This is a genomic window from Sphaerotilus sp. FB-3 (assembly GCF_023706025.1).
Taxonomy (GTDB): domain Bacteria; phylum Pseudomonadota; class Gammaproteobacteria; order Burkholderiales; family Burkholderiaceae_C; genus Sphaerotilus; species Sphaerotilus sulfidivorans.
Genome location: NZ_BQWE01000016.1, coordinates 13754 through 40512 on the forward strand (window position 1 = coordinate 13754; position 26759 = coordinate 40512).

The window sequence follows — 26759 nt, forward strand, 5'->3', positions numbered from 1 at the left end:
CGAGTCAGTCAGCCGGGCAGAAGAGGCGTGTCTTGGCTACCCAGTCGCTGCAGAGTTTGCGGAAGGATCGACTGCGATCGAATGCCATTTGCAGATCCATGCGAGCGGAGAGCGCTGGCTGATCGGTGACAGGGTGGTAGCCGCCGCGGTCTGTCTTGCGCACGGCCAGCCAGCCTTTGGCATTGCGGGGCTGTTCAGCATCTGCTTCGGCATCATCGCCAGAGATGCGCAGGTTGCGGTGACCATCCAGTGATGCCGCCGCCGCGATGAACCAAGCTTCGTATTCGCGGTTTGCCAGCACCACGGCCACGGTTCGGTGGGGCACGATCTGCTGTGCGCGCTCGCGCAATTGCTCGCCGAGCGCCTTTGGGCAGTCGTCATCCGCATCCAGCAACACGAGAACCCAGCCGGAGTCGCCGCATTTGCTGGCCGCCAGTTGCAGGTGGCGGCTGAACTCCTGCGGCCTGTTCACCAGACTCATGCGGGGCACGCGGCTTGGCATCAGGATTTGCACAGGGCATTCCGGGGTCAACCACTGCGCGATGCGTCGCAGCAGGATTGGCAGCGCGTGTACCTCACCATCGCCTTCGACGATGGCGCTGACCTTGACTGTCACGGTGCGATCTCGCCGAACAGCGAGACCTGGCGCTGCTGGGCCAGCAGGCTTTCCGGGTCAGGCGCCAACTGGTTCAGGCGCAGAAGTTCACCCGCCGAGAACAGGTGCTGCTTCATCGCGTCTTTGGAGCTTGTGTCCAGCGGCGCGATGCGGGTTTCGCTGCCTTCCGAGACGACGGCCCGCACAGTGTCTGCGTCCAGATCCGGGTCGTCCATCAGGTCCGGGCTGTGGCTGGTGACGATGATCTGGGTGCGTAGGGATGCGCGGTTCAGGGCATCACGCAAGGCCCGGCTGGCGGCAGGGTGCAGGGCGGTTTCCGGCTCTTCGATACCGATCAGCGTCGGTGCATGGTCCGGGTTACCCTGGAACAGCGCAGTCAGCACGCCCAGCGCCCGGAGCGTACCGTCCGACATGTTCTGTGCCGTGAAGCGCCAGGGATGTTTCGCACCCGCCATGCTCTGGCGGAACTCCAGCGTTTCCATCGGGCCAATCTGCTTGCGTTCGACGCCTTCGATCATCGGCACGACGATCTGCAGGTATTCCTGGATCAGGGCCAATGAGTCCGGCGAAGTGCGCTCCAGATGGCCGATCACGCTGGCGATGTTTTCCCCGACGGGTTTGAGCAGGCGTCCGTCCTGAGGCTTCTGCGGGTCGCGCATCACCTTGGGGTTGAGGTTGTAGAAGCCCATGCCTGTCAGGGCGTCGAATACCGGGCGGAAGGCTTTCAGGCCGGACAGCGACACCAGCGCGAGCCGGTCCGATGTGATGGCGGGAAAGAAATCCTCGCTGCTGGTCTTGATGCGACCACGTTCGATTTCGAAATGGGGGCCGTGGCCCTTGCCACCGACCGAACACTCCTCGTTCTGGACTTCGTAGCCACGGTCGGCCAGTGCTCCGACATTGAAGGCGTAATGCCCGGTCTGACCATCTCGCAGCCGAAACTCCAGCCGGATGCCGAAGTTCGTCGGGTGACCGCTGGATCGCCGTCGCACCTCGGACAGTCCTCCCCGCTCATTCAGGGCAATGTCCAGCGAGCCGGTCAGCGCATCCCGGACCAGATGCAACGCATCCATGAAGTTGCTCTTGCCCGAGCCGTTGGCCCCGACCAGGTAGGTCAGGGCACCGAGACGCACATCGCATTGCCCGATGCTCCGGTAGTTGCGCAGGACGACACGAGTCAGAAAGATCGGCGAAGTCATGCTGTGAATTGTGCGTGGCTCGGTGCGTTGGCGCACGATCAGACGCGCTGCGCCAGCGCGGTGGCCAGGCCGGTGTAGCTGCCCGGCGTCATCGCCAGCAGGCGGTCCTTCTCGGCCTGCGGCAGGTCGAGCGCGGCGACGAAGCCGCGCATCAGCTCGGCGGTCATCGGCTGGCCGCGGGTGAAGGCCTTGAGCTGCTCGTACGGCTCGGGCAGGCCGTAGCGGCGCATGACGGTCTGGATCGGCTCGGCCAGCACTTCCCAGGCGCTGTCGAGGTCGGCGGCCAGTGCGGCCTCGTTGAGCTCCAGCTTGTCCAGGCCGCGCATCAGGCTGTCGCAGCCCAGCAGCACATAGCCCAGCGCCACGCCCATGTTGCGCAGCACGGTCGAGTCGGTCAGGTCACGCTGCCAGCGGCTGACCGGCAGCTTCTGCGCCAGGTGCGTCAGCAGCGCGCTGGCGATGCCGAAATTGCCTTCCGCGTTCTCGAAGTCGATCGGGTTGACCTTGTGCGGCATGGTCGAGGAGCCGACCTCGCCCGCCTTGGTCTTCTGCTTGAAGTAGCCCAGGCTGATGTAGCCCCAGACATCGCGCGCCCAGTCGATCAGGATGGTGTCGACGCGGGTGAAGGCGTCGAACAGCTCGGCCATGTAGTCGTGCGGCTCGATCTGGATGGTGTAGGGGTTGAAGCTCAGGCCCAGCGCGCCCTCGACCACCTGGCGGCTGAAGGCCTCCCAGTCGTGCTCGGGGTAGGCCGAGAGGTGGGCGTTGTAGTTGCCGACCGCGCCGTTCATCTTGGCCAGCAGCCTGACGCCGGCGATGCGCTCGCGGGCGTTCTTCAGGCGCGCGACGACGTTGGCGACTTCCTTGCCGACGGTGGTCGGGCTGGCGGTCTGGCCGTGGGTGCGGCTGAGCATCGGCACCGCGGCGAAGGCGTGCGACATCGCGGTCATCTTGGCGATGATGCGGTCGAGCATCGGCAGCATCACCTCGTCGCGCGCGCTCTTGAGCATCAGCGCGTGGCTGGTGTTGTTGATGTCCTCGCTGGTGCAGGCGAAGTGCACGAACTCCTGCATGCGCTCGAGTTCGGCGTGGCCCGCGATGCGGCGCTTGATCCAGTACTCGACCGCCTTGACGTCGTGGTTGGTGGTCTTCTCGATGTCCTTGATCGCCTGGGCGTCCTCTTCCTTGAAGTGGATGACCAGCGAGCGCAGCAGGCCGCGGCTGGCCTCCGACAGCGCCGGGAATTCCTTGAAGCCGGCGTCCGACAGCGCGATGAACCACTCGATCTCGACCTGCACGCGGCGGTGCATCAGGCCGTACTCGCTCAGCAGCGGGCGCAGCGCGGTGAGCTTGCCCGCATAGCGGCCGTCGAGCGGCGACAGGGCGTTGAGGGCGGTGAGCTGGGAGAAGGGCATGGTGGGACTCGGGCGGGCTGGTCAGGTGCGGGCGCGATCAGGCGCGGCACGCGCGGAACCGGGGGTCGCGAGGCGATCCGGCGCGAAGGCAAAGGCGGGATTTTACGGCGGCGTCCGCGCCACCGCCCTGTGTTCAGCGCGAGCGCTCGAGCGGCAGCCAGCGCGACAGCACCGGCCAGGCCACGGCGACGGTGGCGCTGAAATCCTCGAAGACCAGTCCGAGCAGCAGCGAGGCCGGCTCCTGGCGGGCCAGCGTGCGCAGGCCCTGGCGGCGTTGCACCTGCTGGAGTTCGCGGCACAGGGTGTCGAGCAGCGCCGGCGCAGCCTCGCCCGCCGGGCCGAGCCGGTCGTCGGTGATGACGATGGTGCCGCCGGGCAGGCCGAAGGCGCTGGGCGCGCCGAGCTGGCCGCGGGCGCGGAACTGCGCCTCCCACGGCGAGGACGCCGCCGCGGGGCAGTGGCCGGCAGCCTGCTTTTCCAGCCGCCTGCGCAGGTCTTGCTGCTGCGTCGCTGGCAGCTGGCTGGGCTGCAGCCAGCCCTGGTCGAGCCGGCTGAGCATTTCGCGGCCGATGTGGCGGTCGATCTGCGCCGGCACCCGGTCGACCAGGCGCTCGGCGGTGGCGGGGAGGGCCAGCCAGGCCATCAGCATCGCGATCAGCGCCAGCGCGGCCTGGCGGCGGCGCCGCCCTCTGGGACGCTCGACGATCTGGGGCAGGGCGAGCCACTGTTCGAGCCGCGCATCGGTGGGACAGTCGAGCATCGCGCCGTCAGGCAGCGTCAGCAGCATCCGGCCGGAGCTGCTGCGGTGGCCGATCCGGACCTGCGCGGCGGCCGGGCGCTCGGAAAAGCCCTGGCCGGCGATCTGCAGTGCACCGCCCTCCAGGCTCAGCGTGACCGGCTGCGGCGCGCGGGTGGCGCTGCCGAAGTAGTCGCCCTGCAGGCGCCAGTCGCTGCTGTCCTGCCGGCCGCCGTCCTGATGTTGCCGGCCTGCGGCCCGGAAGGCTCCGGTGCCCGCATGTGTCACGCCCATCCTGTTCTCCCTGTCGATGGAAGACCCGCCATCATCGACATCACTCTAGCCGCCGCAGGGCGCGCTGGCAGTCCCCAGGAGGGTGGATGGATTGTTTCAATTCGTCCCGGGCAGACGGCTCAGGGTGATCGACTCCAGGCGCAGCCGGGTGGTGGCGACCACCGCATGCGGCCAGTACAGTCCCAGCGTCAGCACGCACAGCAGCAGGTTCTTCAGCGACAGCAGCAGCAGGCGCGACAGCGGCAGATGGCAGGCGAAGCGGTAGTGCGGGCTGAGGGTGTGGTTCCACAGCAGCGTCTGGGTGCCGGCGACCAGCCAGGCGCGCAGCGCCAGCAGCAGCATCATGTCCAGCAGCAGGCCGGTGAGCATCGGCGCGGCGGCCAGCAGGGTGTCGATCCAGGTCGCGAACAGCAGGTTGACCAGCAGCGCTCCGGCCAGCCCGGCCAGCACCCCGCCGTGCAGGCGGTAGAAGTGGCGGGGCTCGACGCTGGCGTCAAGCCGGGTGCGCTCGGCCTGCGCTGCCGGGCCGGTGCCCGCGTCTGCCCCTGCGCCCGCGTCTGCGCTCAGGCCGAAATTCGCATGGCGATAGCGGCTGTGCCGGGCATGCAGCCACGGCAGCAGCGCCAGCAGCGCCAGCAGCGCCAGGCTGACCAGCGCCGGCACCAGCCAGCCGCCGCCGTCATCGAACTCGGCCTGCGGTCCGGCCAGCAGGGCCTGGCCGACCAGCAGCACCGCCAGTGGCGCGGCCGCGGGCAGGAAGACCGCCCGCGCGCCGGCCGCATCGCCGTGAAAGGCCAGGCGCCGGCCGCGCCAGCGGGTGTGCTCCAGCCGCCAGCGCAGCGAGCGCATCATCAGCGTCGGCCAGAACGGCAGCGCGGCCAGCAGCAGCAGCGCCGCGCCCAGCGGCATCTCATGGGCGATCAGGATGTAGAGCAGCAGCACCGCGCACAGCAGCAGGTGAGGGCGCAGCATCTCGCGGCCGTCGCCGTCGAAGTCGAGCGCCTCGCCATCGACCTGCGTGTGCTGGCGAAAGAAGCGCAGCCGGTGCGCCCGCGCAAAAGGCAGGTAGAGCCCGAGCGTGATCAGCGTCAGGCCCAGGTTGCGCAGCCACAGCCGGGCATAGTCCCGCCCGGAGGCGGTGAAGCGGATCGGCAGCGTCTGCCCGGTGCCCGTGTGATGCTGGTCTGGATCGGATGTGTTGGTCATGTGCGCAGGCCCCCCCGGCGGTGCCGGGCCGCTTTATAAACAAATCCGCAGCGGGTCTGGCGGGAACCTGGAGGCCGGAGCGTCGAAAAGCGTTCGCCGGCTGCACTGCAGCGCGCATCAGCGCGCGTCCGCGGCCTGCTGGAAGCGGGCGATGCGCTCGGCATCGGCCGGATGGCTGGCCAGCGCGATCGGCGGCGCGTTGTCGCGGCCCGTGCCGTCCGGGCCGGCCAGGCGCTCGAACAGCGTGACCATGACGGCCGGCGACAGACCGGCGGCGCGCAGCAGCACGATGGCCTCGTCGTCGGCCTCGCGCTCGGCCTCGCGCGAGTAGGCCAGCTGGCCCAGCAGCAGCGGAATCTGGCCCGCCAGGCTGCCGAAGTCGCCGAAGAGCACGCTGCTGGCCGCGCCCAGCAGCGCGGCCTGCACCAGCAGCCGCATGCCGTGGCGGTGGCGCACATGGCCCGTCTCGTGCGCGAGCACGCCCAGCAGCACATCCTCGCGGTCGTGCAGCAGCTCGACCAGCGCATCGGTCACCAGGATCGTGCCTCCGGGCAGGGCCAGCGCGTTCGGGCCGAGCTCGGCCTGCTCGCGGCTGCGGCACAGCCGCACCTGCACCGGCACCGGCGCAGGCCCGCCCTGATCGGCGCGCTGCTGCTGCGCCCGGGCCAGCGCCTCGCCGAGCCGCTGCGCAGTGGTGTCCGGCAGGCGGCTGGGCTCGCACCAGTGCTGGTCGATCTCGGCCAGCGTCGCCTGGCCGATCGAGGCATCGACCGATTCCGGCAGCAGCACCAGCACGCCGCGCGCCAGCAGCGGCAGGCCCAGCGCATGCATCAGCCCGAGCGCCAGCACGCAGGCCAGCAGCGCCAGGGCGGTGGCGCGCCAGCTCTGCTGCAGCCGCTCGATCCATGGCCGACCGCCCGGGCGCTGCAGCGCCCACCGGTCCCAGGCGGCGCCCTGGTGGCAGTGCAGCTGGCCGCCATCGGGCAGGTGCAGCAGCCGAGGGCCGTGGCGCTGGTGCTCGGGCCAGTCCAGGCGGTCGGCCGCATGCTCGCCGATGAGCTGGCCGCTGCTGCTGTCGAGAATGCGCAGGCGCAGGCCGTCCGGGGCCTGGACCAGCACCAGGCTGACCGACCGGGCGGCCGCGCTGCGGCCGTCGAAATGCGCGACCGGCGCGGCCAGTGGGCGCTCAGAAGGCGACATCGATCCCCAGCAGGTCATCGGCGGCCTCGCCGATGGCGCCGGGCTCGCGGGTCGCCGGCGTGCCGAGGAAATGCTCGACCGGGCAGTCGGTGGTGATCGACATCGCCTCGAGCTTCATGCGCGCGGCCGCCACCGCGGCGAACGGCCAGTACAGGCCCAGCGTCAGGCCGGTCAGCACCGCGTTCTTCAGCAGCAGGCCCCACAGCGCGCTGAACGAGAGCTGGCTGGCGAAGCTCAGATGCCGGCTGCGCACATGGTTCCAGAGCAGGTTCTGCATCCGGGCGCCGGAATAGGCCATCATCAGCGTGACCAGCGCCAGATAGGCCAGCGGCCCGAGCACGAACATCGCCGGCGGCAGCACCATCGAAGCCGCCATGCTGAGCAGCCCGATGCCCAGGCCGGCGGCGATCATCAGCAGCATCGACTTGGCGCCGAGCTTCCAGAGGTCGCGCACCCGCACGCCCTCCAGCCGGCTCTGCTCGCCGGCGAAGGTGCAGTGGTCGAGGCGGTAGCGCATCAGCCGCAGCAGGATCCAGGGGCCGCAGGCATAGAGGCCGAGCATCGCCGTCAGGAAGAGGCCGATCAGCCAGACCGGCGGGGCGGCCAGCTCGCCCTCCGCCGGGGCGTCCGGCGCCAGGATCGGGCTCAGCGCCAGCACCGTGCCCAGCAGCACGATCAGCGGCAGGAAGACCCGGTAGGCCTCGGCGACCGTGCCGACGAAGCCGAAGCGCAGCCCGCGCCAGCTGGTCTGGCCGAGCCGGAAGCGCAGCGCCGAGCGCAGCAGCCAGGGCCAGGCCAGCGTGCCCAGCAGCGCGGCGCCGGCCGCCAGCAGCGGCGCGAACTGGCTGCCCACCAGATAGATCAGCAGGGCCGCGCCGACGATCAGATAGCCGCGCAGCATCTTCCACGGGTCGCCGTGAAAGGCCAGCGGCGCGCCGTCGATCAGCGTGTTCTCGTGGAAGTAGCGCAGCTGCCGGGCTCGCGCGAAGGGCAGATAGAGCCCCAGCGTCACCACGGTCAGCAGCAGGTTGACCACCCAGATGCGGAAGTACTCGCTGCCCGAGGCGGTGAAGCGCAGCGGCAGCACGCGCGAAGACTGGCCGATGTCCGGTTCCGTCATGGATCGCTCCCTCCCTGATGCAGGCTCAGGTTTTTCGCTTTATAGCGCGCGCACCGGCCGCGAACGATGAATTTCCTGTCGGCTGCGTATGATCCTGATCAGAACCTCTCCCCCTGTCCGTCCGGAGTGCGCCATGTCGCTGTTCGATTTCATCCGCAAGCAGTTCATCGATGTCCTGGAGTGGACCGAGACCGGCGACGGCACGCTGGCCTGGCGCTTCCCGATGGCCGACAACGAGATCCAGAACGGCGCGTCGCTCACGGTGCGCGAGTCGCAGATGGCGGTCTTCGTCAACGAGGGCCAGGTGGCCGATGTCTTCGGCCCCGGCCTGCACCGGCTGACGACGCAGACGCTGCCGCTGCTGACCAACCTGAAGAACTGGGACAAGCTCTTTGCCTCGCCCTTCAAGAGCGATCTCCATTTCTTCAGCACCCGCCAGCAGGTCGATCAGCGCTGGGGCACGCAGCAGCCGGTGACGATCCGCGACCGTGACTTCGGCGCGGTGCGGCTGCGCGCCTTCGGCAACTTCGCCTGGCGGCTCGTCGATCCGCGTGCCTTCATGAAGGAGGTGTCCGGCACGCGTGAGCGCTACACCGCCGCCGAGATCGACGGCCAGCTGCGCGGCTTCCTGCTGCAGCACCTGTCGGATGCGGTGGCGCAGTCCGGCATTCCCTTCCTGGACCTGGCGGCCAACCAGGTCGAGTTCGCCGCGCGGCTCAAGGAGGTCACGGCGCCCGAGTTCGCCCGCCTGGGCCTGAGCCTGGAGACGGTGACGCTGCAGAACATCTCGCTGCCGGAGGAGCTGCAGAAGATTCTCGACCAGAAGATCGGTATGGGCATGATCGGCCAGAACATGGGTCAGTTCATGCAGTACCAGGCCGCGCAGGCCCTCCCGAAGTTCGCCGAGAACGCCGGCCAGGGCAGCGGCATCGCCGGCGACGCGATGGGTCTCGGGGCCGGCATGGCGCTGGGGCAGACGATGGCGCAGGCGATGCAGCAAGGGCTGCAGCCGCCCGCCGCCGCGGCACCACCAGTGCCCGCGGCCGCGCCGGTCGTCGCGCTCCAGCCCGACGAGATCATGGCCACGCTGGAGAAGCTCGCCGACCTGAAGGCCAAGGGCATCCTCACCGACGAGGAGTTCACCGCCAAGAAGACCGAGCTGCTGAAGAAGCTGGTCTGAGGTGGCCGAGACCTACCGCGCCTACCGCGCGGCCTGCCCGAACTGCGGCGCGCCGGTCGAGTTCCGCTCGGCGGCCTCGGCCAGCGCGGTGTGCGGCTACTGCCGCTCGACGCTGGTGCGCGAGGGCGAGGCGCTGCGCCGCATCGGCGAGAGCGCCGAGCTGTTCGACGACCACTCGCCGCTGCAGCTCGGTGTCACCGGGCGCTGGCAGGGCCTGGCCTTCACGCTGGTCGGGCGCCTCCAGTACGCCTATGCCGACGGACGCTGGACCGAGTGGCATGCGCTGTTCGATGCCAGCGACCTCGGCCAGGGGCTGCGCAGCGCCTGGCTGTCGGAGGACAACGGCGCCTACGTGCTGGCGCTGGACCGGCCCCTGAACGACCGCGTGCCGCAGGCCGGCACGCTGTTTCCCGGCCAGAAGGCGCTGATCGACGGACGCGCCTGGGAGGTCGCCTCGGTGGTGCAGGCCCATGTGCATGCCGCCGAAGGCGAGCTGCCGCGCCCGCCGCAGCCCGCCGGGCCGGATCACGCCTTCGTGATCGCCGACCTGCGCAATGCCCAGGACGAGGTCGGCACGCTCGACTATGCCGAGCCGGCGCGGCCGCACTGGTCGGTCGGCCGCGCGGTGCGGCTGGCGGAGCTGCAGCTCGCCGGCCTGCGCGGCCTGGGCAGCGAGAAGACGCTGGCCGGCCGCAGCATCGACTGCCCGAGCTGCGGCGCCTCGCTGGAGATCCGGCTGGACAGCACCCAGTCGGTCACCTGCGGCCAGTGCCGCGCGGTGGTCGACGTGTCGCAGGGCGTCGGTGCCGATCTGGCGCACTTCGCGCAGAACGCGGTCACCGAGCCGCAGATCCCGCTGGGCACGGTCGGCACGCTGGCGCTGGGCGCGCCGCAGCCGCTGCCCTGGCAGGTGGTCGGCTACCTGGAGCGCTGCGACCTGCCCGCGCCGGGCAGCGACGACGAGCAGACCTTCTGGCGCGAATACCTGCTCTACCACCCGACCGAGGGCTTCGTCTTCCTGGTCGACACCGAGGAGGGCTGGAGCTGGGTGCGACCGCTGACCGGCGTGCCGGTGGTGCAGGGCGACCGCGCGACCTGGGCCGGCGCCCGCCATGCCAGGCGCTGGCACTACCGCGCGAAGACGGTCCATGTGATCGGCGAGTTCTACTGGCGCATCCGCCGCGACGAGCCGGTCGAGGTCACCGACTACGAAGGCGAGGGCCCGAACCGCCGCAGGCGCCTGAGCCGCGAGCAGACCACCGGCCCCGGCGGCGGCGAGATCACCTGGTCGGCCGGCGAGACGCTGGAGGCGCGGGCGGTGGCCAGCGCCTTCGGGCTGGACGCGCAGGCCGGCGCGGCGCTGCGGCGCGATGCCGCGCCGGTGGCGGCCGGCGCCAAGGGCAGCGGCCTGGGCTGCGCCGGTGTCATCATCCTGATCCTGCTGATCCTGTTCGTCGTGCTGCTGATCGCACGCTGCAGCGAGGATCGCTGCGACGAGATCCGCAGCACCTTCGGCCCGGCCAGCGCCGAATACCAGCAATGCCTGGCACGCCAGCGCACCTCGTCCGGCAGCGGCGCCTACGGCGGATCGTGGGGCAGCGGCGGTGGCGGGGGCGGCGGCCACAAGTAAGCTCAACCGGAGAGTCCCCATGGAGATGCTCAAGCCCGCCGTGATCCTCGGCTCCATCCTCTACGCCCTCATCGGCGTGGCGGTGCTGTGGATCAGCTTCATCGTCATCGACAAGCTCACGCCCTACAAGCTCTGGGAGGAGATCGTCGAGCACAAGAACCTGGCGCTGGCCATCGTCGTCGGCGCGATGTTCATCGCGATCGGGCAGATCGTGGCGGCGGCCATTCACGGGTGAGCGTGCCGGCCGACGCCCGCGCCGCGGCTGGCGCCGACGCGCGCATCTCGCCCGCCGAGGTCACGCTGCTGGCCTCGGTCTTCCTGATCGCCGCCTGCGGGCTGGTCTACGAGCTGGCGGCAGGGGCGCTGGCGAGCTATCTGCTCGGCGATTCGGTGCTGCAGTTCTCGACCGTCATCGGCGCCTACCTGTTCGCGATGGGCATCGGCTCGTGGCTGAGCCGCTTCGTCGAGCGCCAGCTGGTGGCGCAGTTCCTCGGCATCGAGCTGCTGGTCGGGCTGGTCGGCGGGCTGATGCCGGCCGGGCTGTTCGTCGCGCACAACCTGCTGCCGAGCGGCGCCGACACCGCCTTTCGCACGCTGCTGTACGGGCTGGTCCTGCTGGTGGGCGCGCTGGTCGGGCTGGAGATCCCGCTGGTGATGCGCATCCTCAAGCGCCAGTTCAGCCAGCGCTATGCGCTGAAGGATCTGGTGTCGCAGGTGCTGACCTTCGACTACCTGGGCGCGCTGGCGGTGGCGCTGGCGTTTCCGCTGCTGCTGGTGCCGCATCTGGGGCTGATCCGCACCGGGCTGGTGTTCGGGCTGATGAACGCGGGCGTGGCGGTGTGGGCGCTGTGGCTGTTCCGGGGCGAGCTGCGCCGCGTGCGGCTGCTGGCGCTGGCCTGTGCCGGCGTGATCGGGCTGCTGCTGCTGGCGCTGGCCGGCTCGGAGCGGCTGACCGCCTGGGCCGAGGACCGCTTCTACGGCGACCGCATCCTGCACGCCTCGTCGAGCGACTACCAGCGCATCGTCGTGACCGGCGGGCGCGCGGGCATCCGGCTCTTCCTCAACGGCAACCTGCAGTTCCACGCCCGCGACGAGTACCGCTACCACGAGGCGCTGGTGCATCCGGCGATGGCCGCGCACGCCGCGCCGCGCCGGGTGCTGGTGCTGGGCGGCGGCGACGGGCTGGCGGTGCGCGAGGTGCTGAAATATCCCTCGGTCGAGCAGGTCACGCTGGTCGAGCTGGATCCGCAGATGACGCGGCTGTTCTCGACCGAGCCGCGGCTGGTCGAACTCAATGCCGCCGCGCTGCGCTCGCCGAAGGTCACGGTGGTCCATGCCGACGCCTTCACCTGGCTGGAGTCGCAGCGCGATGCCGGGGCGGTCTGGGATGTGGTGGTGATCGACTTTCCCGATCCGAGCAACTTCTCGCTCGGCAAGCTCTACTCGACGAGCTTCTATCAGATCGTCGACCAGCATCTGGCCGCCGACGGCTTCATGGTGGTGCAGACCACCTCGCCGCTGGTGGCGCGGCGCAGCTTCTGGACGGTGGCGGCGACGCTGGAGGCGGTCGGGCTGAAGACGATGCCCTACCACGCGCTGGTGCCGAGCTTCGGCGAGTGGGGCTTCATCGTCGCCAGCCGGCGGCCGTGGCGGGCCCCGACGGCGCTGCCGGCGGGGCTGCGTTTCCTGACGCCCGAGGGGATGGCCACGCTTCGCCATTTCCCGCCCGACATGGCGCGCACCGAAGAGATGCCGAACCGCCTGTCCGACCAGCGCCTGGTGCGGCTCTTCGAGCAGGAATGGGGGGCGCCGCATTGAGGCGCCGCGAGCTGCTGGCCGGGCTGGCTGCGGTGGCCGGGTCCGGTCTGGCCGGCTGCGACGCCGCGCTGCCGGCGCTGGACGGCGGCTGGATTGGTGCGGACCCGGCCGCGCGCGGCCACCGGCTGCGCGAGATCGGCGGCGCCAGGTCCGGTGCACTGCCGGCGCCCGCCCTCACGCGGCGGGCCGCCGTGCTGGTGGTGGGCGCGGGCATCGCCGGGCTGGCGGCGGCGCGTGCGATCGAGCGCGCCGGCATCGACGACGTGCACCTGATCGAGCTGGAGGACGAGGCGGGCGGCCATTCGCGCGGCCATCGGCTGGCGGGCTTCGACTGTCCGCTTGGCGCGCATTACCTGCCGGTGCCGGGCGCGGCGGCGGCCGAGGTGCGCGAGCTGCTGCAGGACTTCGGCCTGGCGCAGGTGGCGCACGGCCGCTGGCACTGGGACGAGCGCCACCTGTGCCACGCGCCGCAGGAGCGGCTCTTCATCGACGGCGAATGGCATGAGGGCCTGCTGCCGCCGGCCGAGCCCGGCAGTCGCCTGCTGGCGCAGTACCGTAGCTTTGCCCGTCGGGTCGCCGAGGCGCAGCGGCAGGTCGGCTTCTCGATGCCGGCGCTGCGCACGCCGTGGACGCCCGCGCAGGCCGCGCTGGAGTCGCAGACCTTCGCCGCCTGGCTGGATGCGCACGGACTCGACGAGCCCGCCCTGCGCTGGTACCTCGACTACAGCTGCCGCGACGACTACGGCGCCGATGCCGCGACCGTCTCGGCCTGGGCCGGGCTGCACTATTTCGCCAGCCGCCACGGTTTCCATGCGCCGGGCGATGCGGATGCCGAGCGTGAGCCCGTGCTCACCTGGCCCGAGGGCAATGCTTGGCTGGCGCGGCGGCTGGCGGCGCCCTTCGCGGCCGGGCGGCTGCACACCGGCCGGGTCGCGCTGCGGCTGGACGAGGAGCGCGAGGGCGTGCAGCTGCAGGTCTGGGATGCGCTGGCCGATCGCCTCGAAGCCTGGCAGGCCGATCGGGTGGTGCTGGCGCTGCCGCTGCATGTCGCGGCGCGGCTGTGGCCTGAGGCGCCCGAGGCGCTGCGCCAGACGGCGGCGCAGGCCCGCCACGCGCCGTGGCTGGTGGCGAACCTGCATCTCGACGCGCCGCTGCTGCAGCGCGTCGGCGCGCCGCCCGCCTGGGACAGCGTCGCCTTCGGCACCGCCTCGCTCGGCTATGTCGACGCGATGCACCAGTCGATGCGCTCGCATGCCGGCCCGACCGTGCTGACCGCCTACCTGCCGCTGTCCCCGGCCGAGCGGCCGGCGCTGCGGGGTGCGGACTGGCGCCCGTGGGCGCAGCGGGTGCTGGCCGACCTGCTGCCGCTGCACCCTGACCTGCCCGACCGGCTGCGCCGCATCGAGCTGGCTCGCCACGGTCATGCGATGCGCATTCCGCTGCCCGGCACGCGCTCGGCGCCAGCGCACCAGGCACTGGCCCGGCTGTCGGGCCGGGTCGCGCTGGCACATGGCGATCTGGCGGGCTACTCGGTCTTCGAGGAGGCCTTCACGCTGGGCTCGCTGGCGGGCCAGCGGGTGGCCGACCGAGCGCGCCGCGCATGATCTCGCGCTCCTCGACGCGGGCCGGGCTCAGCATCGCCCGCAGCGTGGCCAGCACCTGCCGCGCCTGCCGGGAGTGATCGCCCGAGCGGTTGCAGACATAGACATCGAGCGTCACCGCTGCCAGCTCCGGCCAGGTGTGCAGCGCCAGGTGCGACTCGGCCAGCAGCACCACGCCGGTCACGCCGCCGGGCTCGGGAAAGGCGTGGAAGACCTCGCCGACGACGCTCAGGCCCGCCTCGCGTGCGGCGCGCACGCCGGCCTCGCGCAGCGTGTCGCGATCGCGCAGCAGCGCCGTCGCGGCGCAGTCATGCCACTCGGCGCAGAGGTGAAGTCCGTCCATGTCGCGGGTCCGTCATGCGGCTAGCATACACATGCCTTGCGGGTCAGGGGTGTCTGTGCGATACTCGCGAGCTTTTCGGGCGTTGGGATTCCTGCGCCCCATTTCGCCGTTGCGCGAGCAGGCCTGCCTTTGGCGGGACTTGAGCGTGCAGCCAGACAGGTCAGCCCGGCCAATCGCTGTCGGGTTATTGGAGAAGAACCATGAGTCTTAGCAATCGCCTCGGGTTGCTGGGCCGCAAGGTGGGCATGATGCGCATCTTCACGGACGACGGTGACACCGTGCCCGTGACCGTGCTGGACGTGTCCAACAACCGCGTTGCCCAGGTCAAAACCGTGGAAACCGACGGCTACACCGCCCTGCAAGTGGCGTTTGGTACCCGCAAGGCTTCGCGCGTCAACAAGCCGGAAGCCGGTCACCTGGCCAAGGCCGGTGTCGAAGGCGCCGAGCTGCTGGAAGAGTTCCGCGTCGCGCCGGAAGTCGCCGCTGAGTACAAGCCGGGCGCCTCGCTGTCGGCCACGCTGTTCGCCGCCGGCCAGCTGGTCGACGTGCAGGGCACCTCGATCGGCAAGGGCTTCGCCGGCACGATCAAGCGCCACAACTTCGGTTCGCAGCGCGCCTCGCACGGCAACAGCCGTTCGCACAATGTCCCGGGCTCCATCTCGATGGCGCAGGATCCGGGTCGCGTGTTCCCGGGCAAGAAGATGACCGGCCACATGGGCGACGAGACCGTCACCACCCAGAACCTCGACGTCGTCCGCGTCGACGAGGCTCGCCAGCTGCTGCTGGTCAAGGGCGCTGTTCCGGGTGCCAAGGGTGGCTTCGTCACCGTGCGCCCGGCCGTGAAGGTCAAGGTCAAGAAGGGAGCCAACTGATGGCACAGCTGGAACTCCTGAACGAGCAGGGTCAGGCCGCGTCGAAGGTCGAGGCCGCCGACGCCGTGTTCGCACGTGACTACAACGAGTCGCTGATCCACCAGATCGTCGTCGCCTACCAGGCCAATGCCCGCCAGGGCACCCGCGCCCAGAAGGACCGCGAGCAGGTTCACCACTCGACCAAGAAGCCGTTCCGCCAGAAGGGCACCGGCCGCGCTCGCGCCGGCATGACCTCGTCGCCGCTGTGGCGCGGGGGCGGTCGCATCTTCCCGAACAGCCCGGACGAGAACTTCTCGCACAAGATCAACAAGAAGATGTACCGCGCCGGCATGGCCGCCATCTTCTCGCAGCTGGCCCGCGAAGGCCGTCTGGTCGTGATCGACTCGCTGTCGGTCGAGGCCCCGAAGACCAAGCTGCTGGCCGCCAAGCTGAAGGCGATGAACCTGGAACACGTCATGGTCATCGCCGACCAGGTCGACGAGAACCTGTTCCTGGCCGCCCGCAACCTGGCCAACGTGCTGGTCGTCGAGCCGCGTTACGCTGATCCGCTGTCGCTGGTCTTCTACAAGAAGGTCGTCGTCACCAAGGGCGCGATCGACAAGCTGCAGGAGATGTTCGCATGAGCGCACTGAAGTTCGAAGAAGGCCGTCTGGCCCAGGTGCTCGTCGCGCCGATCATCTCGGAAAAGGCCACCAGCGTCGCCGAGAAGCACAACCAGGTGATGTTCAAGGTCCTCCAGGACGCCACCAAGCCCGAGATCAAGGCCGCTGTCGAGCAGATGTTCGGCGTGCAGGTCGCGTCGGTGCAGGTGCTGAACCAGAAGGGCAAGACCAAGCGCTTCGGCGGCCGTCCGGGTCGTCGCAACAACGTGCGCAAGGCCTATGTGTCCCTGAAGGAAGGCCAGGAACTCAACTTCTCCGGGGAGGCCGCGTAATGGCTGTCGTCAAGGTCAAACCGACTTCGCCTGGCCGCCGTGCCGTGGTGAAGGTGGTGCACAAGCACCTCCACAAGGGCAAGCCGGAAGCTTCGCTGCTGGAGCCGCAGAAGCAGAATGCCGGCCGCAACAACAACGGCCACATCACCACCCGTCACAAGGGCGGTGGTCACAAGCACCACTACCGCGTGGTCGATTTCGTCCGCAACAAGGACGGCATCCCCGCGAAGGTCGAGCGCATCGAGTACGACCCGAACCGCACGGCTCACATCGCTCTGGTGTGCTACGCCGACGGCGCGCGCTCGTACATCATCGCGCCGCGTGGCCTGGAAGTGGGCCAGACCGTGATCAGCGGCGCCGAGTCGCCGATCAAGGCCGGCAACACGCTGCCGATCCGCAACATCCCCGTGGGCTCGACCATCCACTGCGTCGAGATGCTGCCGGGCAAGGGCGCGCAGATCGCGCGTTCGGCCGGTGCCAGCGTCACGCTGATGGCTCGCGAAGGCACCTACGCCCAGGTCCGCCTGCGCTCGGGTGAAGTCCGCAAGATCCACATCGACTGCCGCGCCACCATCGGCGCCGTGTCGAACGAAGAACACAACCTGCGTCAGTACGGCAAGGCCGGCGCGATCCGCTGGAAGGGCATCCGTCCGACCGTTCGCGGCACCGCCATGAACCCGGTCGATCACCCGCACGGTGGTGGTGAAGGTCGCACCGGCGAAGGCCAGGCACCTGTCTCGCCGTGGAACACCCTGACGAAGGGCTACCGTACCCGCAACAACAAGCGCACGCAGAACATGATCGTGTCGCGTCGCAAGAAATAAGGGGTAGCACGACATGTCTCGTTCGCTGAAGAAGGGTCCGTTCGTCGACCATCACCTGCTCGCCAAGGTCGAGAAGGCGGTTGCCACGAAGGACAAGAAGCCCGTCAAGACCTGGTCGCGTCGTTCGACGATCCTGCCCGAGTTCATCGGCATCACGATCGCCGTTCACAACGGTCGCCAGCATGTGCCGGTGTACGTGACCGACCAGATGGTCGGCCACAAGCTCGGCGAGTTCGCACTGACCCGCACGTTCAAGGGTCACCCCGCGGACAAGAAGGCCAAGCGCTAAGGAGTCCTGACGATGGAAACGAAAGCAGTCGTCCGCGGCGTGCGCCTCTCTTGCGACAAGGGTCGCCTGGTGGCCGACATGATCCGTGGCAAGAAGGTCGACCAAGCGCTGAACATCCTGACGTTCACGCAGAAGAAGGCCGCCGGCATCATCAAGAAGGCGCTGGAAAGCGCGATCGCCAACGCCGAGCACAACGATGGCGCGGACATCGACGAGCTGCGCGTCACCTCGATCTATGTCGAGCAGGGTGCCACGCTGAAGCGCTTCACCGCCCGTGCCAAGGGCCGCGGCAACCGCATCAGCAAGCCCACCGCTCACATCTACGTGACCGTCGGCAACTGAGGCAGGAAAGAGAACCATGGGACAGAAAATCCATCCGATCGGTTTCCGCCTGCCGGTCACCCGCAACTGGTCGTCGCGCTGGTACGCTGGCAACCGCCAGTTCGCCGTGATGCTGGCCGAAGACATCGAAGTTCGCGAGTTCCTGAAGAAGAAGCTCAAGAACGCCGCTGTCTCGCGCATCCTGATCGAGCGCCCCGCCAAGAACGCCCGCATCACGATCTTCTCGGCGCGTCCGGGCGTCGTGATCGGCAAGAAGGGCGAGGACATCGAGAACCTGAAGGTGCAACTTGCCAAGATGATGGGCGTGCCGGTGGCCGTCAACATCGAGGAAGTGCGCAAGCCGGAAACCGATGCCCAGCTGATCGCCGAGTCGATCACCCAGCAGCTCGAGAAGCGCATCATGTTCCGCCGCGCGATGAAGCGCGCGATGCAGAACGCCATGCGTCTGGGTGCCCAGGGCATCAAGATCATGTCGGGCGGTCGCCTGAACGGCATCGAAATCGCGCGTACCGAGTGGTATCGCGAAGGTCGCGTGCCGCTGCACACGCTGCGCGCCGACATCGACTACGGCTTCGCCGAAGCCAAGACCACCTACGGCGTCATCGGCGTCAAGGTCTGGGTCTACAAGGGTGACCGCCTGGCCAATGGCGAGCTGCCGGCTGCCGCACGCGAAGAGCGTCCGGAAGACGACCGCCGCCGCCGTGGCCCGCGCAACGACCGTCCGGGCGAGCGCCGTGGTCCGCGTGGCAATGGTGACCGTGGTGACCGCCGTGGCGGTGGTGCGAACGCGGGCGGTGCCGATGGCGCTGTCAAGCGCGTGGTCCGCACGCCGGCCGCTTAAGGAGAACAAGGAATGTTGCAACCTTCGCGTCGCAAGTTCCGCAAGGAACAAAAGGGCCGCAACACCGGCGTCGCCACCCGTGGCGCCCAGGTGTCGTTCGGCGAGTTCGGACTGAAGGCCACCGAGCGTGGCCGCATCACCGCTCGCCAGATCGAAGCCGCCCGTCGTGCCATCAGCCGCCACATCAAGCGCGGTGGCCGCATCTTCATCCGCATCTTCCCGGACAAGCCGATTTCGCAGAAGCCGGCCGAAGTGCGTATGGGTAACGGCAAGGGCAACCCCGAGTACTACGTCGCCGAGATCCAGCCGGGCAAGGTGCTGTACGAGATCAACGGTGTGCCCGAGCAGCTGGCTCGCGAGGCGTTCACGCTGGCTGCTGCCAAGCTGCCGCTGAGCACCACCTTCGTGACCCGCCAGTTCGGTTCCTGAGCCGGGAGAGATTGAATGAAAGCATCTGAACTCCGCGCCAAGGATGTCGCTGCGCTCGAAAAGGAAATCAGCGATCTGCTGAAGGCCCATTTCAGCCTGCGCATGCAGAAGGCCACTCAGCAACTGGCCAACAACACCCTGCTCGGCAAGACCCGCCGCGACATCGCTCGCGCCCGGACCATCCTGGCCGAGAAGAAGAAGGAGGCCGCGCAATGAGCGAAGCCCAAGCCACCAAGAACACGCGCACCCTGGTCGGTCGCGTGGTCAGCGACAAGCGCGCCAAGACGGTCACCGTCCTGGTCGAGCGTCGCGCCAAGCACGAGCTGTACGGCAAGATCGTCGCCCGTTCGCGCAAGTACCATGCGCACGACGAAAACGGCGACTACAAGATGGGTGACCTGGTCGAGATCGCCGAAGGCCGTCCGATCTCCAAGACCAAGAGCTGGGTCGTGACCCGCCTGGTCGAGAAGGCTCGTCTGGTCTGATCTTTCGCGATCAGCAGCGATCCATCGTTATCGCATGTTTTCCGGGGTCTTTTGATCCCGGTCAACACAAGAACCGGCACGCTGGGATACTGGCGGTCGGTTTTTTTCATTGGAGATGACCATCATGCTGAAGATCGGTGACACCCTGCCGTCCGCGACCGTCTACGAATACATCGAGGTCGAGGGCAACGGCTGCTCGCTCGGACCGAACGCCTTCGACGTGGCCAAGGCCTGCGCCGGCAAGAAGATCGCGATCTTCGCGCTGCCCGGTGCCTACACCCCGACCTGCTCGGCCCAGCATCTGCCCGGCTATGTGCAGGCTGCCGAGGAGTTCAAGGCCGCCGGTGTCGACGAGATCTGGTGCCTGTCGGTCAACGACGCCTTCGTGATGGGCGCCTGGGGCCGCGAGAACGCCGCTGGCGGCAAGGTGCGCATGATGGCCGACGGCTCGGCCGACTTCACCCGTGCGGTCGACCTGGTGCTGGACCTGACCGCCAAGGGCCTGGGCGTGCGCTCGCAGCGCTACTCGATGCTGGTCGACAACGGCGTGGTGCGCACGCTGAACATCGAGGGCCCGGGCAAGTTCGAGGTCAGCGATGCAGCGACGCTGCTGGCCCAGGCACGCGCCTGATCCTGCTCAGGGATAGAACGCCGCGAGCGTGTAGCCGGTGATGCGGCTGTCTGTGCTGCTGAAGTCCAGCAGCCAGGTCGCATCGGCCTGTGCCTGCAGGATGTCAGGCTGCCTGAATTCCTGCGGTGACAGCACCCGGCGCAGCACCACCTGGCCGCGGGTGTCGGTCAGGCTCAGCTCGATGTGCGGCGCGGCGATGCGGTGCGTCGCCTTGTTGCGCAGGGTCACGCCGAGCTGGAAGCCGGCGCTCTCCTGAGGGCGCTTCAGCGTGGTGTTGTCCACCACCAGCGCCTCGAGCTGCCGCGGCGCCTGCAGCCGGCACTGGCACAGCGCCTCGAGCACCGGGCTCAGCGCGGGCCAGCGTGCCCCGGCCAGATCACGCCAGTGCGTGCCCATCTGCGCCAGCAGTCCCAGCCCCAGCAGCAGCGCCGAGGCGCCCAGAGCGCCACGCACCCACGGGCGCTGCCAGCGAGCCTGGCTGTTGGCCTTGCGGATGAAGTCCAGCGTCGGCTCCGGATCGACCTGCACCGCAGGCGGTGATGGCGGCTGCACGGCCGCGGTCGTTGCCGCTGCGGTTGCGCCTGCGCTGGTGTTGGTGCTGCTGGCGGCTTCTGCCTCTTCCTGCTCGCCCTGCCGTGACAGCGCAGGCGGCATCGCTTCCCCGCTCAGGTCGAGCGTCTTCTCGAACGGGTCCGGCGAAGGCTGAGGGCTCGGGGCCGTCTCCGGGGCCGGCTGCGGCGCAGCTTCCGGATCCGGCGTGGCCGCGGGCTTGTCGTCAGGCGGCGGTGCGGCCGGCATCGGCTCCGCCGGTTCGATGGACACAAGGGGCGCAACAGGCGCAACAGGCGCAGCGGGTGTGGCCGCTTCGACGGGCTGGATCGGTTCGGCGGGTGCCGCACTGATCGGCAGCGACAGATCCACATCCGGCCGTCCCTGGTGCTGATCCAGCCGGGCACTGGCGAAGGCGCTGAAGGCTTCGGAGCGGAATTCCAGCGTGGTGGCCGGATAGCCGGAATCTTCCCGGGACTCCCGAAGCTCGGGCTCCGCAGGGGCGGGCATCAGCAGGCTGTCGTCGGCCTCTGAGAGCGGTCGGGCCGGATCATCGGGATCGCGCAGCAGCCGCCAGGAACCGGTGTCGGGCTGGGTCGGTGCCATCGACAGGCCGGAGTCCTGCGCAGTCGGATCCCAGGTGCCCATCTGCCGGGTGCTGATGCGCACCTGCGGCGGCGCCGGAGCCGGCCGAGGCGGCACGGGCGGTGGCGGTGCGGAGGGGGGCGTCCTGTCACGGCCCGAGAACATCGCCGGCCGGGTTTCGGCCCAGGCCGGATCGTTCGGGTCGGGCATGGCGGTCGGGCGGGCCAGATCCGGGGGCGCCTGGCGGCTGCTGCTGCCCGAGGTCTCGCGCCGGTCCAGGTCGAACAGGCCTTCGAGCGCGTTGAAGACCTCCTGGCACTGGCCGCAGCGGACCCAGCCTTCGGAGGTCTTCAGCTGATCCTGCTGGACGCGGAAGACGGTGCCACAGGAGGGACAGGAGGTAGCCAGGCTCATGACCGGATCATGCCATCCGCCCCCGGATCAGGGGCGTCGGCCGCTCAGCAGGACCCAGCCTTCTTCACGATCTGCCACTTCCAGCGCGAGCCAGGGGGCGTAGGCCGCCTGCAGATCCTCGATCTGGCGCTCGAGCAGGCCGGCCATCACCAGCGAGCCGCCCGGCGCGACATGCTGGCTCAGCAGCGGAGCCAGCAGCTTCAGCGGCGCGGCCAGGATGTTGGCCAGCACGACCGGATAGAGACCCTCGGCCTGGTCAGGCAGGCCGACCCGGTTCAGGCTCACGCCGTTCGCTGCCGCATTGGCGCGGCTGGACTCGACCGCCGCCGGATCGATGTCGACCGCGTCGATGCCGGTCGCACCGTGCAGCCCGGCGCCGATGGCCAGGATGCCCGAGCCGCAGCCGTAGTCCAGCACCCGCGGCCATGGCGCCGACAGGTCGGCATGGCGCGCGATCCAGCGCAGGCACATGCGCGTGGTCGGATGCGTGCCGGTGCCGAAGGCCAGGCCGGGATCGAGCCGCATCACGCGGGTGGCGCCTTCCGGCGCCTTGTGCCAGGACGGCACGATCCAGAAGTCCGAGGTGATCAGCACCGGCTCGAACTGCGACTGCGTCAGCCGCACCCAGTCCTGGTCGGCCACCGGCTGCAGGCCGTGGATGTGCAGATCGTCGAACAGCGTCGCGCCGCTGTCGTCGTCCTGCGCCAGCAGCAGCGTGGCGGCCTCGGTGGCGGCATCCTCGTCGGTGAACAGCGCCTTGACGATCGAGCGCTGCCAGCCGCCGATCTGCGACGACAGCGTCGCCGGCATGCCCGGCTCGCCGAAGATCGGCGCCTCGTCGGGCGTGTCGGCATCGGCGTCCTCGACGGTGACGGCCAGCGCGTCGAGTTCGTCGGTCAGCGCGTCGCTCAGCGCGTCGACCTGGTCGGCGCGGGCCAGCAGCACCAGCTCGATCATCACAGCGCCGCCTTTCGTGCGGCCAGCCAGCCTTCGAGGTAGTGGATGTTGGTGCCGCCGGCGATGAAGGCGGCGTCAGCCATCAGCTGGCGGTGCAGCGGGATGTTGGTGTTGATGCCCTCGACCAGCATCTCGCTGAGCGCGCTGCGCATGCGCGCCATCGCCTGCTCCCGGGTGTCGCCGTGCACGATGATCTTGCCGATCATCGAGTCGTAGTTCGACGGCACCATGTAGTTGCTGTAGGCATGCGAGTCGACGCGCACGCCCGGACCGCCCGGCGGGTGCCAGACCGAGATGCGACCCGGCGACGGGATGAACTTGTACGGATCCTCGGCATTGATGCGGCACTCGATCGCATGACCGCGCAGGCCGATCTGCTTCTGCGTGAAGGGCAGCGGCTCGCCGGCGGCGATGCGGATCTGCTGCTGCACGATGTCGATGCCGGTGATCAGCTCGGTCACCGGATGCTCCACCTGCACGCGGGTGTTCATCTCGATGAAGTAGAACTCGCCGTTCTCGTACAGGAACTCGAAGGTGCCCGCGCCGCGGTAGCCGATCTTGCGGCAGGCGGCGGCGCAGCGCTCGCCGATCTTCTCGATCGTCTTGCGCGGGATGCCCGGCGCCGGCGCCTCCTCGATGATCTTCTGGTGGCGGCGCTGCATCGAGCAGTCGCGCTCGCCCAGCCAGACGGCATTGCCGTGCTGGTCGGCCAGCACCTGGATCTCCACATGGCGCGGGTTCTCGAGGAACTTCTCCATGTAGACGGCCGGGTTGTTGAAGGCCGAGCCGGCCTCGGCGCGTGTCGTCTCGACCGAGTGGATCAGCGCCGATTCGCTGTGCACCACCCGCATGCCACGACCGCCGCCGCCGCCCGCGGCCTTGATGATGACCGGATAGCCGACCTCGCGCGCCATGCGGATGATCTCCTTCGGATCATCGGGCAGGGCGCTGGCCGAACCGGGCACGGTGGGCACGCCGGCCTTGATCATCGCGTCCTTGGCCGAGACCTTGTCGCCCATCAGCCGGATCGATTCGGGGCGCGGACCGATGAAGGCGAAGCCGCTCTTCTCGACGCGCTCGGCGAAGTCGGCGTTCTCGGACAGGAAGCCGTAGCCGGGGTGGATGGCCTCGGCGTCGGTCACTTCCGCCGCCGAGATGATGGCCGGCATGTGCAGATAGCTCTTCTGCGACGGGGGCGGTCCGATGCAGACCGCCTCGTCGGCGAGCTTGACGTACTTGGCGTCGCGGTCGGCCTCGGAATAGACGATCACCGCCTGGATGCCCATCTCGCGGCAGGCGCGCTGGATCCGCAGCGCGATCTCGCCGCGATTGGCGATCAGGATCTTCTTGAACATGGCGCAGGCCCTGTTATTCGATGATGAACAGCGGCTGTCCGTACTCGACGGCCTGGCCGTTCTCGGCCAGCACCTTCGTGATCGTGCCGTCGAACTCGGACTCGATCTCGTTCATGATCTTCATCGCCTCGATGATGCACAGCGCCTGGCCCTTCTTGACCGCGGCGCCGACATCGGCCAACGGCTTGGCGCCGGGGTTGGAGGCGCGGTAGAAGGTGCCCACCATCGGCGACTTGACCACCTTGCCGCTGATCTCGGCGGCTGCGGCCGGCGCTGCGGCTGCAGGTGCTGCAGCGGGCGCGCCGGCGACTGGCGCCGGCACGGGCGCGCTGGCATAGACCGGCGCCGGCATCGCCACGACCTGGGTCGGGCTCTGCTTGACGATGCGCACCTTGCCGTCGGCTTCGGTGATCTCGAGTTCGGAGACGTTGGATTCCGACACCAGGTCGATCAGGGTCTTCAGCTTGCGAAGGTCCATGGAGGAGGCTCCGGGATTCTTGGGTTGCGGTGGACGACGGGAGACCGTGCAGGCGCCGCGCCAGGGCGGTCGGCCTGCTGCGCGCGCAGGCGCCGGTTCAGGTCGTGTCCGTGTGGAAAGGCCGTCGGCCGGCCCGGGTCGGCGCGGTATCGCTGAGGTCGGGCCGCATCCCGCGGGAATGCGCGGAACGGACCGACGGGAAGCTCTGGAGGCTGCCGATATGCATGGATACCGCGAGTTTCTGGAGGAAGCCCCGACTTTACGCGCTTTTCGTTTCAAGTCGATCAGCGATGCAACGAATTTGCGATCGGGCAGGAACCGGCCGGATGGCGCGGGGGGGCGCGATGATGCCACGAGGTGCGAGTGCCCGGAAACCCGTCGGGTCCATCTCCCGGCTCAGGACCGGGGGGACGATGCGTCCTGACGACGCCAGTCTTTCATTTCCTTCAGATCGGTGGCGCCCAGCTTGCGATGGATCACCTCGCCGCGGGCGTCGAGCACCACGGTGAAGGGCAGGCCGCCGCCGCCGTTGCCCAGGCTGCGCGCCAGTTCGGTGCCGCCGAAGCCGGCCAGCCCGACCGGAAAGCTCACCGGCGTGCGGGCCAGGAACTCGCGCACCGGGGTCGGTCCGTCCACTGCCAGGCCGATCACCTGCCAGCCGGCCGGCCCCAGCGCGGCCTGCTCCTGGGCGAAGGCGTCGAGCTCGGGCATTTCCTTGATGCAGGGCGGGCACCAGGTGGCCCAGAAGTTGATCAGCAGCGGGCGACCGCGCAGCGCGGCCAGCGCCAGGCTGCCGCCTTCGGGCCGGTCGAACTGCATCGACCACAGCGTGCCGGCGCCGTCCTCCGGGGGAGCGGCTGCGCCGGGCGCGGGCTGCCGGGTCGATCGCCACCAGAGTCCGGCGCCCGCGCTGGCCAGCGCGGTGCCGCCCGCCAGCAGCATCCAGGTCCTGCGTTGCATCATGCGTCCTCCGCCTGCTCGTCCAGAAGTCGACGCAGCGCCGCCAGGTCGCCGCGCTGGGTCATGCCGCGTGCGTCCGCCTTCAGCGCGCCGCGCAGGTCGTCATGATCGAGCACCGACAGGAACACCGTCACCGTCTCGCCCAAGGCGGGACAGCGCGAGGCCAGCGACAGCACGTCGATGTCGCGCCCCTGCGGGCCGCGGGTGCTGGCGATGTCGAAGTCGACGCCGCGGTCGAGCAGCGCGATCTCGGCCGACTTGCCGTCGTCGCAGTAGAGCTCCAGGTGCAGCGCCGACAGCCGGGTGGCGGTGCCGCGCCAGACCGCGCCGGTCAGGTGCGGTCGGAAGACGGCCAGGCGCTCCATCCAGACCGCGGCCAGCTCGCGCAGCGCGCGCAGCTCGTCCGGCTGGGTGTCGGCGCAGAAGATGTCGAGGTACTCGCGCACCGCGTCCTCGACCTCGTCGTTGCCGGGCAGCTCGACCTGGCGCGCGCCGCGGCCCAGGTCGCGGGCGGCGCGGCGCTTGGCCGGTCCGTACTCCAGCCCCTCCTCGACGACGAGGCGGGCGGCGGCGGCGGCGATCTCCGCAGTCAGTGGCGTGGACATCCTGGCGATCCTCGCAGGGGTTGGCAATTCAGCGCGGCGGCTGCACCGCGCCCATGCGCGCGGCGATGGTGCCGGCGCGGCCGGTCAGATAGCCCGAGCCGGGCCGGCGCTCGAAGCGCTTGGGTGCGGGCAGCATCACCGCCAGCCGCGCGGCCTGCATCGCACCGAGCCGGCGCGCGTCGGTGCGGAAGTAGTGGCGTGCGGCGGCCTGCGCGCCGAACAGGCCTTCGCCCCACTCGACATGGTTCAGGTAGATCTCGAGGATGCGCCGCTTGCTCAGCAGCGCCTCGAGCATGAAGGTGATGACGAATTCCTGCGCCTTGCGCGCCGCGGTGCGCTCGCCCGACAGGAAGAGGTTCTTGGCCAGCTGCTGGGTGATGGTCGAGCCGCCGACCACCTTGGGCTCGACCCGCGGCGGCGGCTCGGCCGGCGCACGGCCGCGCGCCAGCGCCTGCTGCTGGCGCCGCTCGAGCTGCTCGTTGCGGCGCTCGGCCACCGCCTCGGCGCGCTGGTTGCGTTCCCAGGCCTTCTCGATCGCGTCCCACTCGACGCCGCTGTGCTCGACGAAGCCGGCATCCTCGCTGGCGATGACCGCACGCGCGATCGGCTGGCCCAGCTCCTCGTAGTCGCGCCATTCCTGCGCCCAGTCGACGCGGCCCTGCGTGGTGGCCAGGCGCCAGATCTCGCTGCGCTGGAAGGTGGTCGAGGCCGGATCGATCACCGTCATCAGCGCGATGCGCAGCAGGAAATACAGCTGCAGCGCCACGCCGGCGAGCAGCACCAGCACCAGCAGCCGGCCCAGCCGGGCCGGCCAGGACAGCGTCGCGACAGGGGTGTCCGACATCGCGCGT

At 69.4% G+C, this 26759-nt stretch carries 31 protein-coding genes; 16 read left to right on the forward strand and 15 right to left on the reverse strand.

Annotated elements, in window-relative coordinates; translation table 11 throughout:
* Nucleotides 1–4: 4 nt before the first annotated feature.
* The 7 genes from NFT33_RS08295 to NFT33_RS08325 all read right to left on the reverse strand — a co-directional run bounded on the left by NFT33_RS08295 (nucleotide 5) and on the right by NFT33_RS08325 (nucleotide 7786).
* On the reverse strand, nucleotides 5–616 hold the full coding sequence (locus tag NFT33_RS08295; RefSeq protein WP_251674566.1) for a DUF4276 family protein: 612 nt from the start codon (nucleotides 614–616) through the stop codon (nucleotides 5–7).
* Entirely contained in the window at nucleotides 613–1815 is a 1203-nt protein-coding gene (locus tag NFT33_RS08300; protein ID WP_251674568.1) for an AAA family ATPase, read from the reverse strand. Before NFT33_RS08300 ends, NFT33_RS08295 begins: the two co-directional genes overlap by 4 nt.
* Nucleotides 1816–1853: 38 nt before the next feature.
* Nucleotides 1854–3230, reverse strand: coding sequence for an adenylosuccinate lyase (gene purB, locus NFT33_RS08305; RefSeq protein ID WP_251674570.1), 1377 nt, complete (start codon nucleotides 3228–3230; stop codon nucleotides 1854–1856).
* Nucleotides 3231–3363: 133 nt separating this feature from the next.
* Nucleotides 3364–4260 (reverse strand): DUF7092 domain-containing protein, encoded by an 897-nt coding sequence (locus NFT33_RS08310; protein ID WP_251674572.1) that lies wholly within the window; start codon nucleotides 4258–4260, stop codon nucleotides 3364–3366.
* Nucleotides 4261–4356: 96 nt separating this feature from the next.
* Nucleotides 4357–5466 (reverse strand): DUF898 family protein, encoded by a 1110-nt coding sequence (locus tag NFT33_RS08315; protein WP_220786904.1) that lies wholly within the window; start codon nucleotides 5464–5466, stop codon nucleotides 4357–4359.
* 117 nt (nucleotides 5467–5583) lie between these two features.
* On the reverse strand, nucleotides 5584–6666 hold the full coding sequence (locus tag NFT33_RS08320; protein ID WP_251674574.1) for a M48 family metallopeptidase: 1083 nt from the start codon (nucleotides 6664–6666) through the stop codon (nucleotides 5584–5586).
* Nucleotides 6653–7786, reverse strand: a complete 1134-nt coding sequence (locus NFT33_RS08325) for a YjgN family protein (protein WP_251674576.1) — start codon at nucleotides 7784–7786, stop codon at nucleotides 6653–6655. The genes NFT33_RS08320 and NFT33_RS08325 overlap by 14 nt, the downstream gene beginning before the upstream one ends.
* A gap of 133 nt (nucleotides 7787–7919) precedes the next feature.
* On the opposite strand from NFT33_RS08325, the gene NFT33_RS08330 reads away from it, so the two are divergent.
* From NFT33_RS08330 to NFT33_RS08350, 5 genes are read left to right on the forward strand one after another with little or no spacing between them, the layout of a single operon-like run.
* A complete protein-coding gene (locus NFT33_RS08330) occupies nucleotides 7920–8966 on the forward strand; it encodes an SPFH domain-containing protein (RefSeq protein WP_251674578.1) in 1047 nt (348 codons plus the stop codon).
* 1 nt (nucleotide 8967) lies between these two features.
* Nucleotides 8968–10596 (forward strand): DUF4178 domain-containing protein, encoded by a 1629-nt coding sequence (locus tag NFT33_RS08335; protein WP_251674580.1) that lies wholly within the window; start codon nucleotides 8968–8970, stop codon nucleotides 10594–10596.
* Between the two features lie 19 nt (nucleotides 10597–10615).
* Entirely contained in the window at nucleotides 10616–10831 is a 216-nt protein-coding gene (locus NFT33_RS08340) for a DUF350 domain-containing protein (RefSeq protein ID WP_149502321.1), read from the forward strand.
* A complete protein-coding gene (locus tag NFT33_RS08345) occupies nucleotides 10828–12414 on the forward strand; it encodes a polyamine aminopropyltransferase (RefSeq protein ID WP_376744138.1) in 1587 nt (528 codons plus the stop codon). The genes NFT33_RS08340 and NFT33_RS08345 overlap by 4 nt, the downstream gene beginning before the upstream one ends.
* Nucleotides 12411–14018, forward strand: a complete 1608-nt coding sequence (locus NFT33_RS08350; protein ID WP_309296133.1) for an FAD-dependent oxidoreductase — start codon at nucleotides 12411–12413, stop codon at nucleotides 14016–14018. Before NFT33_RS08345 ends, NFT33_RS08350 begins: the two co-directional genes overlap by 4 nt.
* On the opposite strand, the gene speD is transcribed toward NFT33_RS08350, so the two are convergent.
* Complete coding sequence (speD, locus tag NFT33_RS08355; protein WP_251674584.1) at nucleotides 13963–14358, reverse strand: adenosylmethionine decarboxylase; 396 nt, start codon at nucleotides 14356–14358, stop codon at nucleotides 13963–13965. The genes NFT33_RS08350 and speD overlap by 56 nt on opposite strands.
* A 200-nt stretch (nucleotides 14359–14558) precedes the next feature.
* Here speD and rplC point away from each other — a divergent pair, with 200 nt between their 5' ends.
* From rplC to NFT33_RS08410, 11 genes are all read left to right on the forward strand, one after another.
* Nucleotides 14559–15230 carry a 50S ribosomal protein L3 gene (gene rplC / locus NFT33_RS08360; RefSeq protein ID WP_149502324.1) on the forward strand — a complete coding sequence of 224 codons (672 nt, stop codon included), beginning with the start codon at nucleotides 14559–14561 and terminating at the stop codon, nucleotides 15228–15230.
* Nucleotides 15230–15853, forward strand: coding sequence for a 50S ribosomal protein L4 (gene rplD, locus NFT33_RS08365; RefSeq protein WP_037480903.1), 624 nt, complete (start codon nucleotides 15230–15232; stop codon nucleotides 15851–15853). Before rplC ends, rplD begins: the two co-directional genes overlap by 1 nt.
* The gene (gene rplW / locus NFT33_RS08370; RefSeq protein ID WP_037480905.1) at nucleotides 15850–16164 is read left to right on the forward strand and encodes a 50S ribosomal protein L23; all 315 of its coding nucleotides are present in this window, start codon (nucleotides 15850–15852) and stop codon (nucleotides 16162–16164) included. Before rplD ends, rplW begins: the two co-directional genes overlap by 4 nt.
* Nucleotides 16164–16988 carry a 50S ribosomal protein L2 gene (rplB, locus tag NFT33_RS08375; protein ID WP_037480907.1) on the forward strand — a complete coding sequence of 275 codons (825 nt, stop codon included), beginning with the start codon at nucleotides 16164–16166 and terminating at the stop codon, nucleotides 16986–16988. Before rplW ends, rplB begins: the two co-directional genes overlap by 1 nt.
* Nucleotides 16989–17001: 13 nt before the next feature.
* Complete coding sequence (gene rpsS, locus NFT33_RS08380) at nucleotides 17002–17277, forward strand: 30S ribosomal protein S19 (RefSeq protein WP_037480908.1); 276 nt, start codon at nucleotides 17002–17004, stop codon at nucleotides 17275–17277.
* A gap of 12 nt (nucleotides 17278–17289) precedes the next feature.
* On the forward strand, nucleotides 17290–17619 hold the full coding sequence (gene rplV / locus NFT33_RS08385) for a 50S ribosomal protein L22 (protein WP_037480910.1): 330 nt from the start codon (nucleotides 17290–17292) through the stop codon (nucleotides 17617–17619).
* A gap of 16 nt (nucleotides 17620–17635) precedes the next feature.
* Nucleotides 17636–18460, forward strand: a complete 825-nt coding sequence (gene rpsC / locus NFT33_RS08390) for a 30S ribosomal protein S3 (RefSeq protein ID WP_037480912.1) — start codon at nucleotides 17636–17638, stop codon at nucleotides 18458–18460.
* Nucleotides 18461–18472: 12 nt separating this feature from the next.
* Entirely contained in the window at nucleotides 18473–18889 is a 417-nt protein-coding gene (rplP, locus tag NFT33_RS08395; RefSeq protein WP_149502325.1) for a 50S ribosomal protein L16, read from the forward strand.
* A 15-nt stretch (nucleotides 18890–18904) separates the two neighbouring features.
* Nucleotides 18905–19105: a 50S ribosomal protein L29 gene (gene rpmC, locus NFT33_RS08400; protein ID WP_037480916.1), complete on the forward strand. Its 201-nt coding sequence runs from the start codon at nucleotides 18905–18907 to the stop codon at nucleotides 19103–19105.
* Nucleotides 19102–19374, forward strand: a complete 273-nt coding sequence (gene rpsQ / locus NFT33_RS08405; RefSeq protein WP_037480918.1) for a 30S ribosomal protein S17 — start codon at nucleotides 19102–19104, stop codon at nucleotides 19372–19374. Before rpmC ends, rpsQ begins: the two co-directional genes overlap by 4 nt.
* A gap of 124 nt (nucleotides 19375–19498) precedes the next feature.
* Nucleotides 19499–20005 carry a peroxiredoxin gene (locus NFT33_RS08410; protein ID WP_220786893.1) on the forward strand — a complete coding sequence of 169 codons (507 nt, stop codon included), beginning with the start codon at nucleotides 19499–19501 and terminating at the stop codon, nucleotides 20003–20005.
* Nucleotides 20006–20011: 6 nt separating this feature from the next.
* Here NFT33_RS08410 and NFT33_RS08415 read toward each other — a convergent pair whose 3' ends face one another.
* The 7 genes from NFT33_RS08415 to NFT33_RS08445 form a co-directional block, all read right to left on the reverse strand.
* Nucleotides 20012–21553 (reverse strand): zinc-ribbon and DUF3426 domain-containing protein, encoded by a 1542-nt coding sequence (locus NFT33_RS08415; RefSeq protein ID WP_251674587.1) that lies wholly within the window; start codon nucleotides 21551–21553, stop codon nucleotides 20012–20014.
* Between the two features lie 27 nt (nucleotides 21554–21580).
* Nucleotides 21581–22510 (reverse strand): 50S ribosomal protein L11 methyltransferase, encoded by a 930-nt coding sequence (prmA, locus tag NFT33_RS08420; protein ID WP_037480923.1) that lies wholly within the window; start codon nucleotides 22508–22510, stop codon nucleotides 21581–21583.
* Nucleotides 22510–23865 (reverse strand): acetyl-CoA carboxylase biotin carboxylase subunit, encoded by a 1356-nt coding sequence (gene accC / locus NFT33_RS08425; RefSeq protein WP_149502328.1) that lies wholly within the window; start codon nucleotides 23863–23865, stop codon nucleotides 22510–22512. Before accC ends, prmA begins: the two co-directional genes overlap by 1 nt.
* Before the next feature lie 13 nt (nucleotides 23866–23878).
* Nucleotides 23879–24343, reverse strand: a complete 465-nt coding sequence (gene accB, locus NFT33_RS08430; RefSeq protein WP_220786891.1) for an acetyl-CoA carboxylase biotin carboxyl carrier protein — start codon at nucleotides 24341–24343, stop codon at nucleotides 23879–23881.
* A gap of 396 nt (nucleotides 24344–24739) precedes the next feature.
* On the reverse strand, nucleotides 24740–25303 hold the full coding sequence (locus tag NFT33_RS08435) for a TlpA family protein disulfide reductase (RefSeq protein ID WP_246607612.1): 564 nt from the start codon (nucleotides 25301–25303) through the stop codon (nucleotides 24740–24742).
* Nucleotides 25303–25908, reverse strand: coding sequence for a hypothetical protein (locus NFT33_RS08440; RefSeq protein ID WP_220786889.1), 606 nt, complete (start codon nucleotides 25906–25908; stop codon nucleotides 25303–25305). Before NFT33_RS08440 ends, NFT33_RS08435 begins: the two co-directional genes overlap by 1 nt.
* 28 nt (nucleotides 25909–25936) lie before the next feature.
* Nucleotides 25937–26752 carry a transglycosylase domain-containing protein gene (locus NFT33_RS08445; protein ID WP_251674589.1) on the reverse strand — a complete coding sequence of 272 codons (816 nt, stop codon included), beginning with the start codon at nucleotides 26750–26752 and terminating at the stop codon, nucleotides 25937–25939.
* Nucleotides 26753–26759 lie beyond the last annotated feature (7 nt).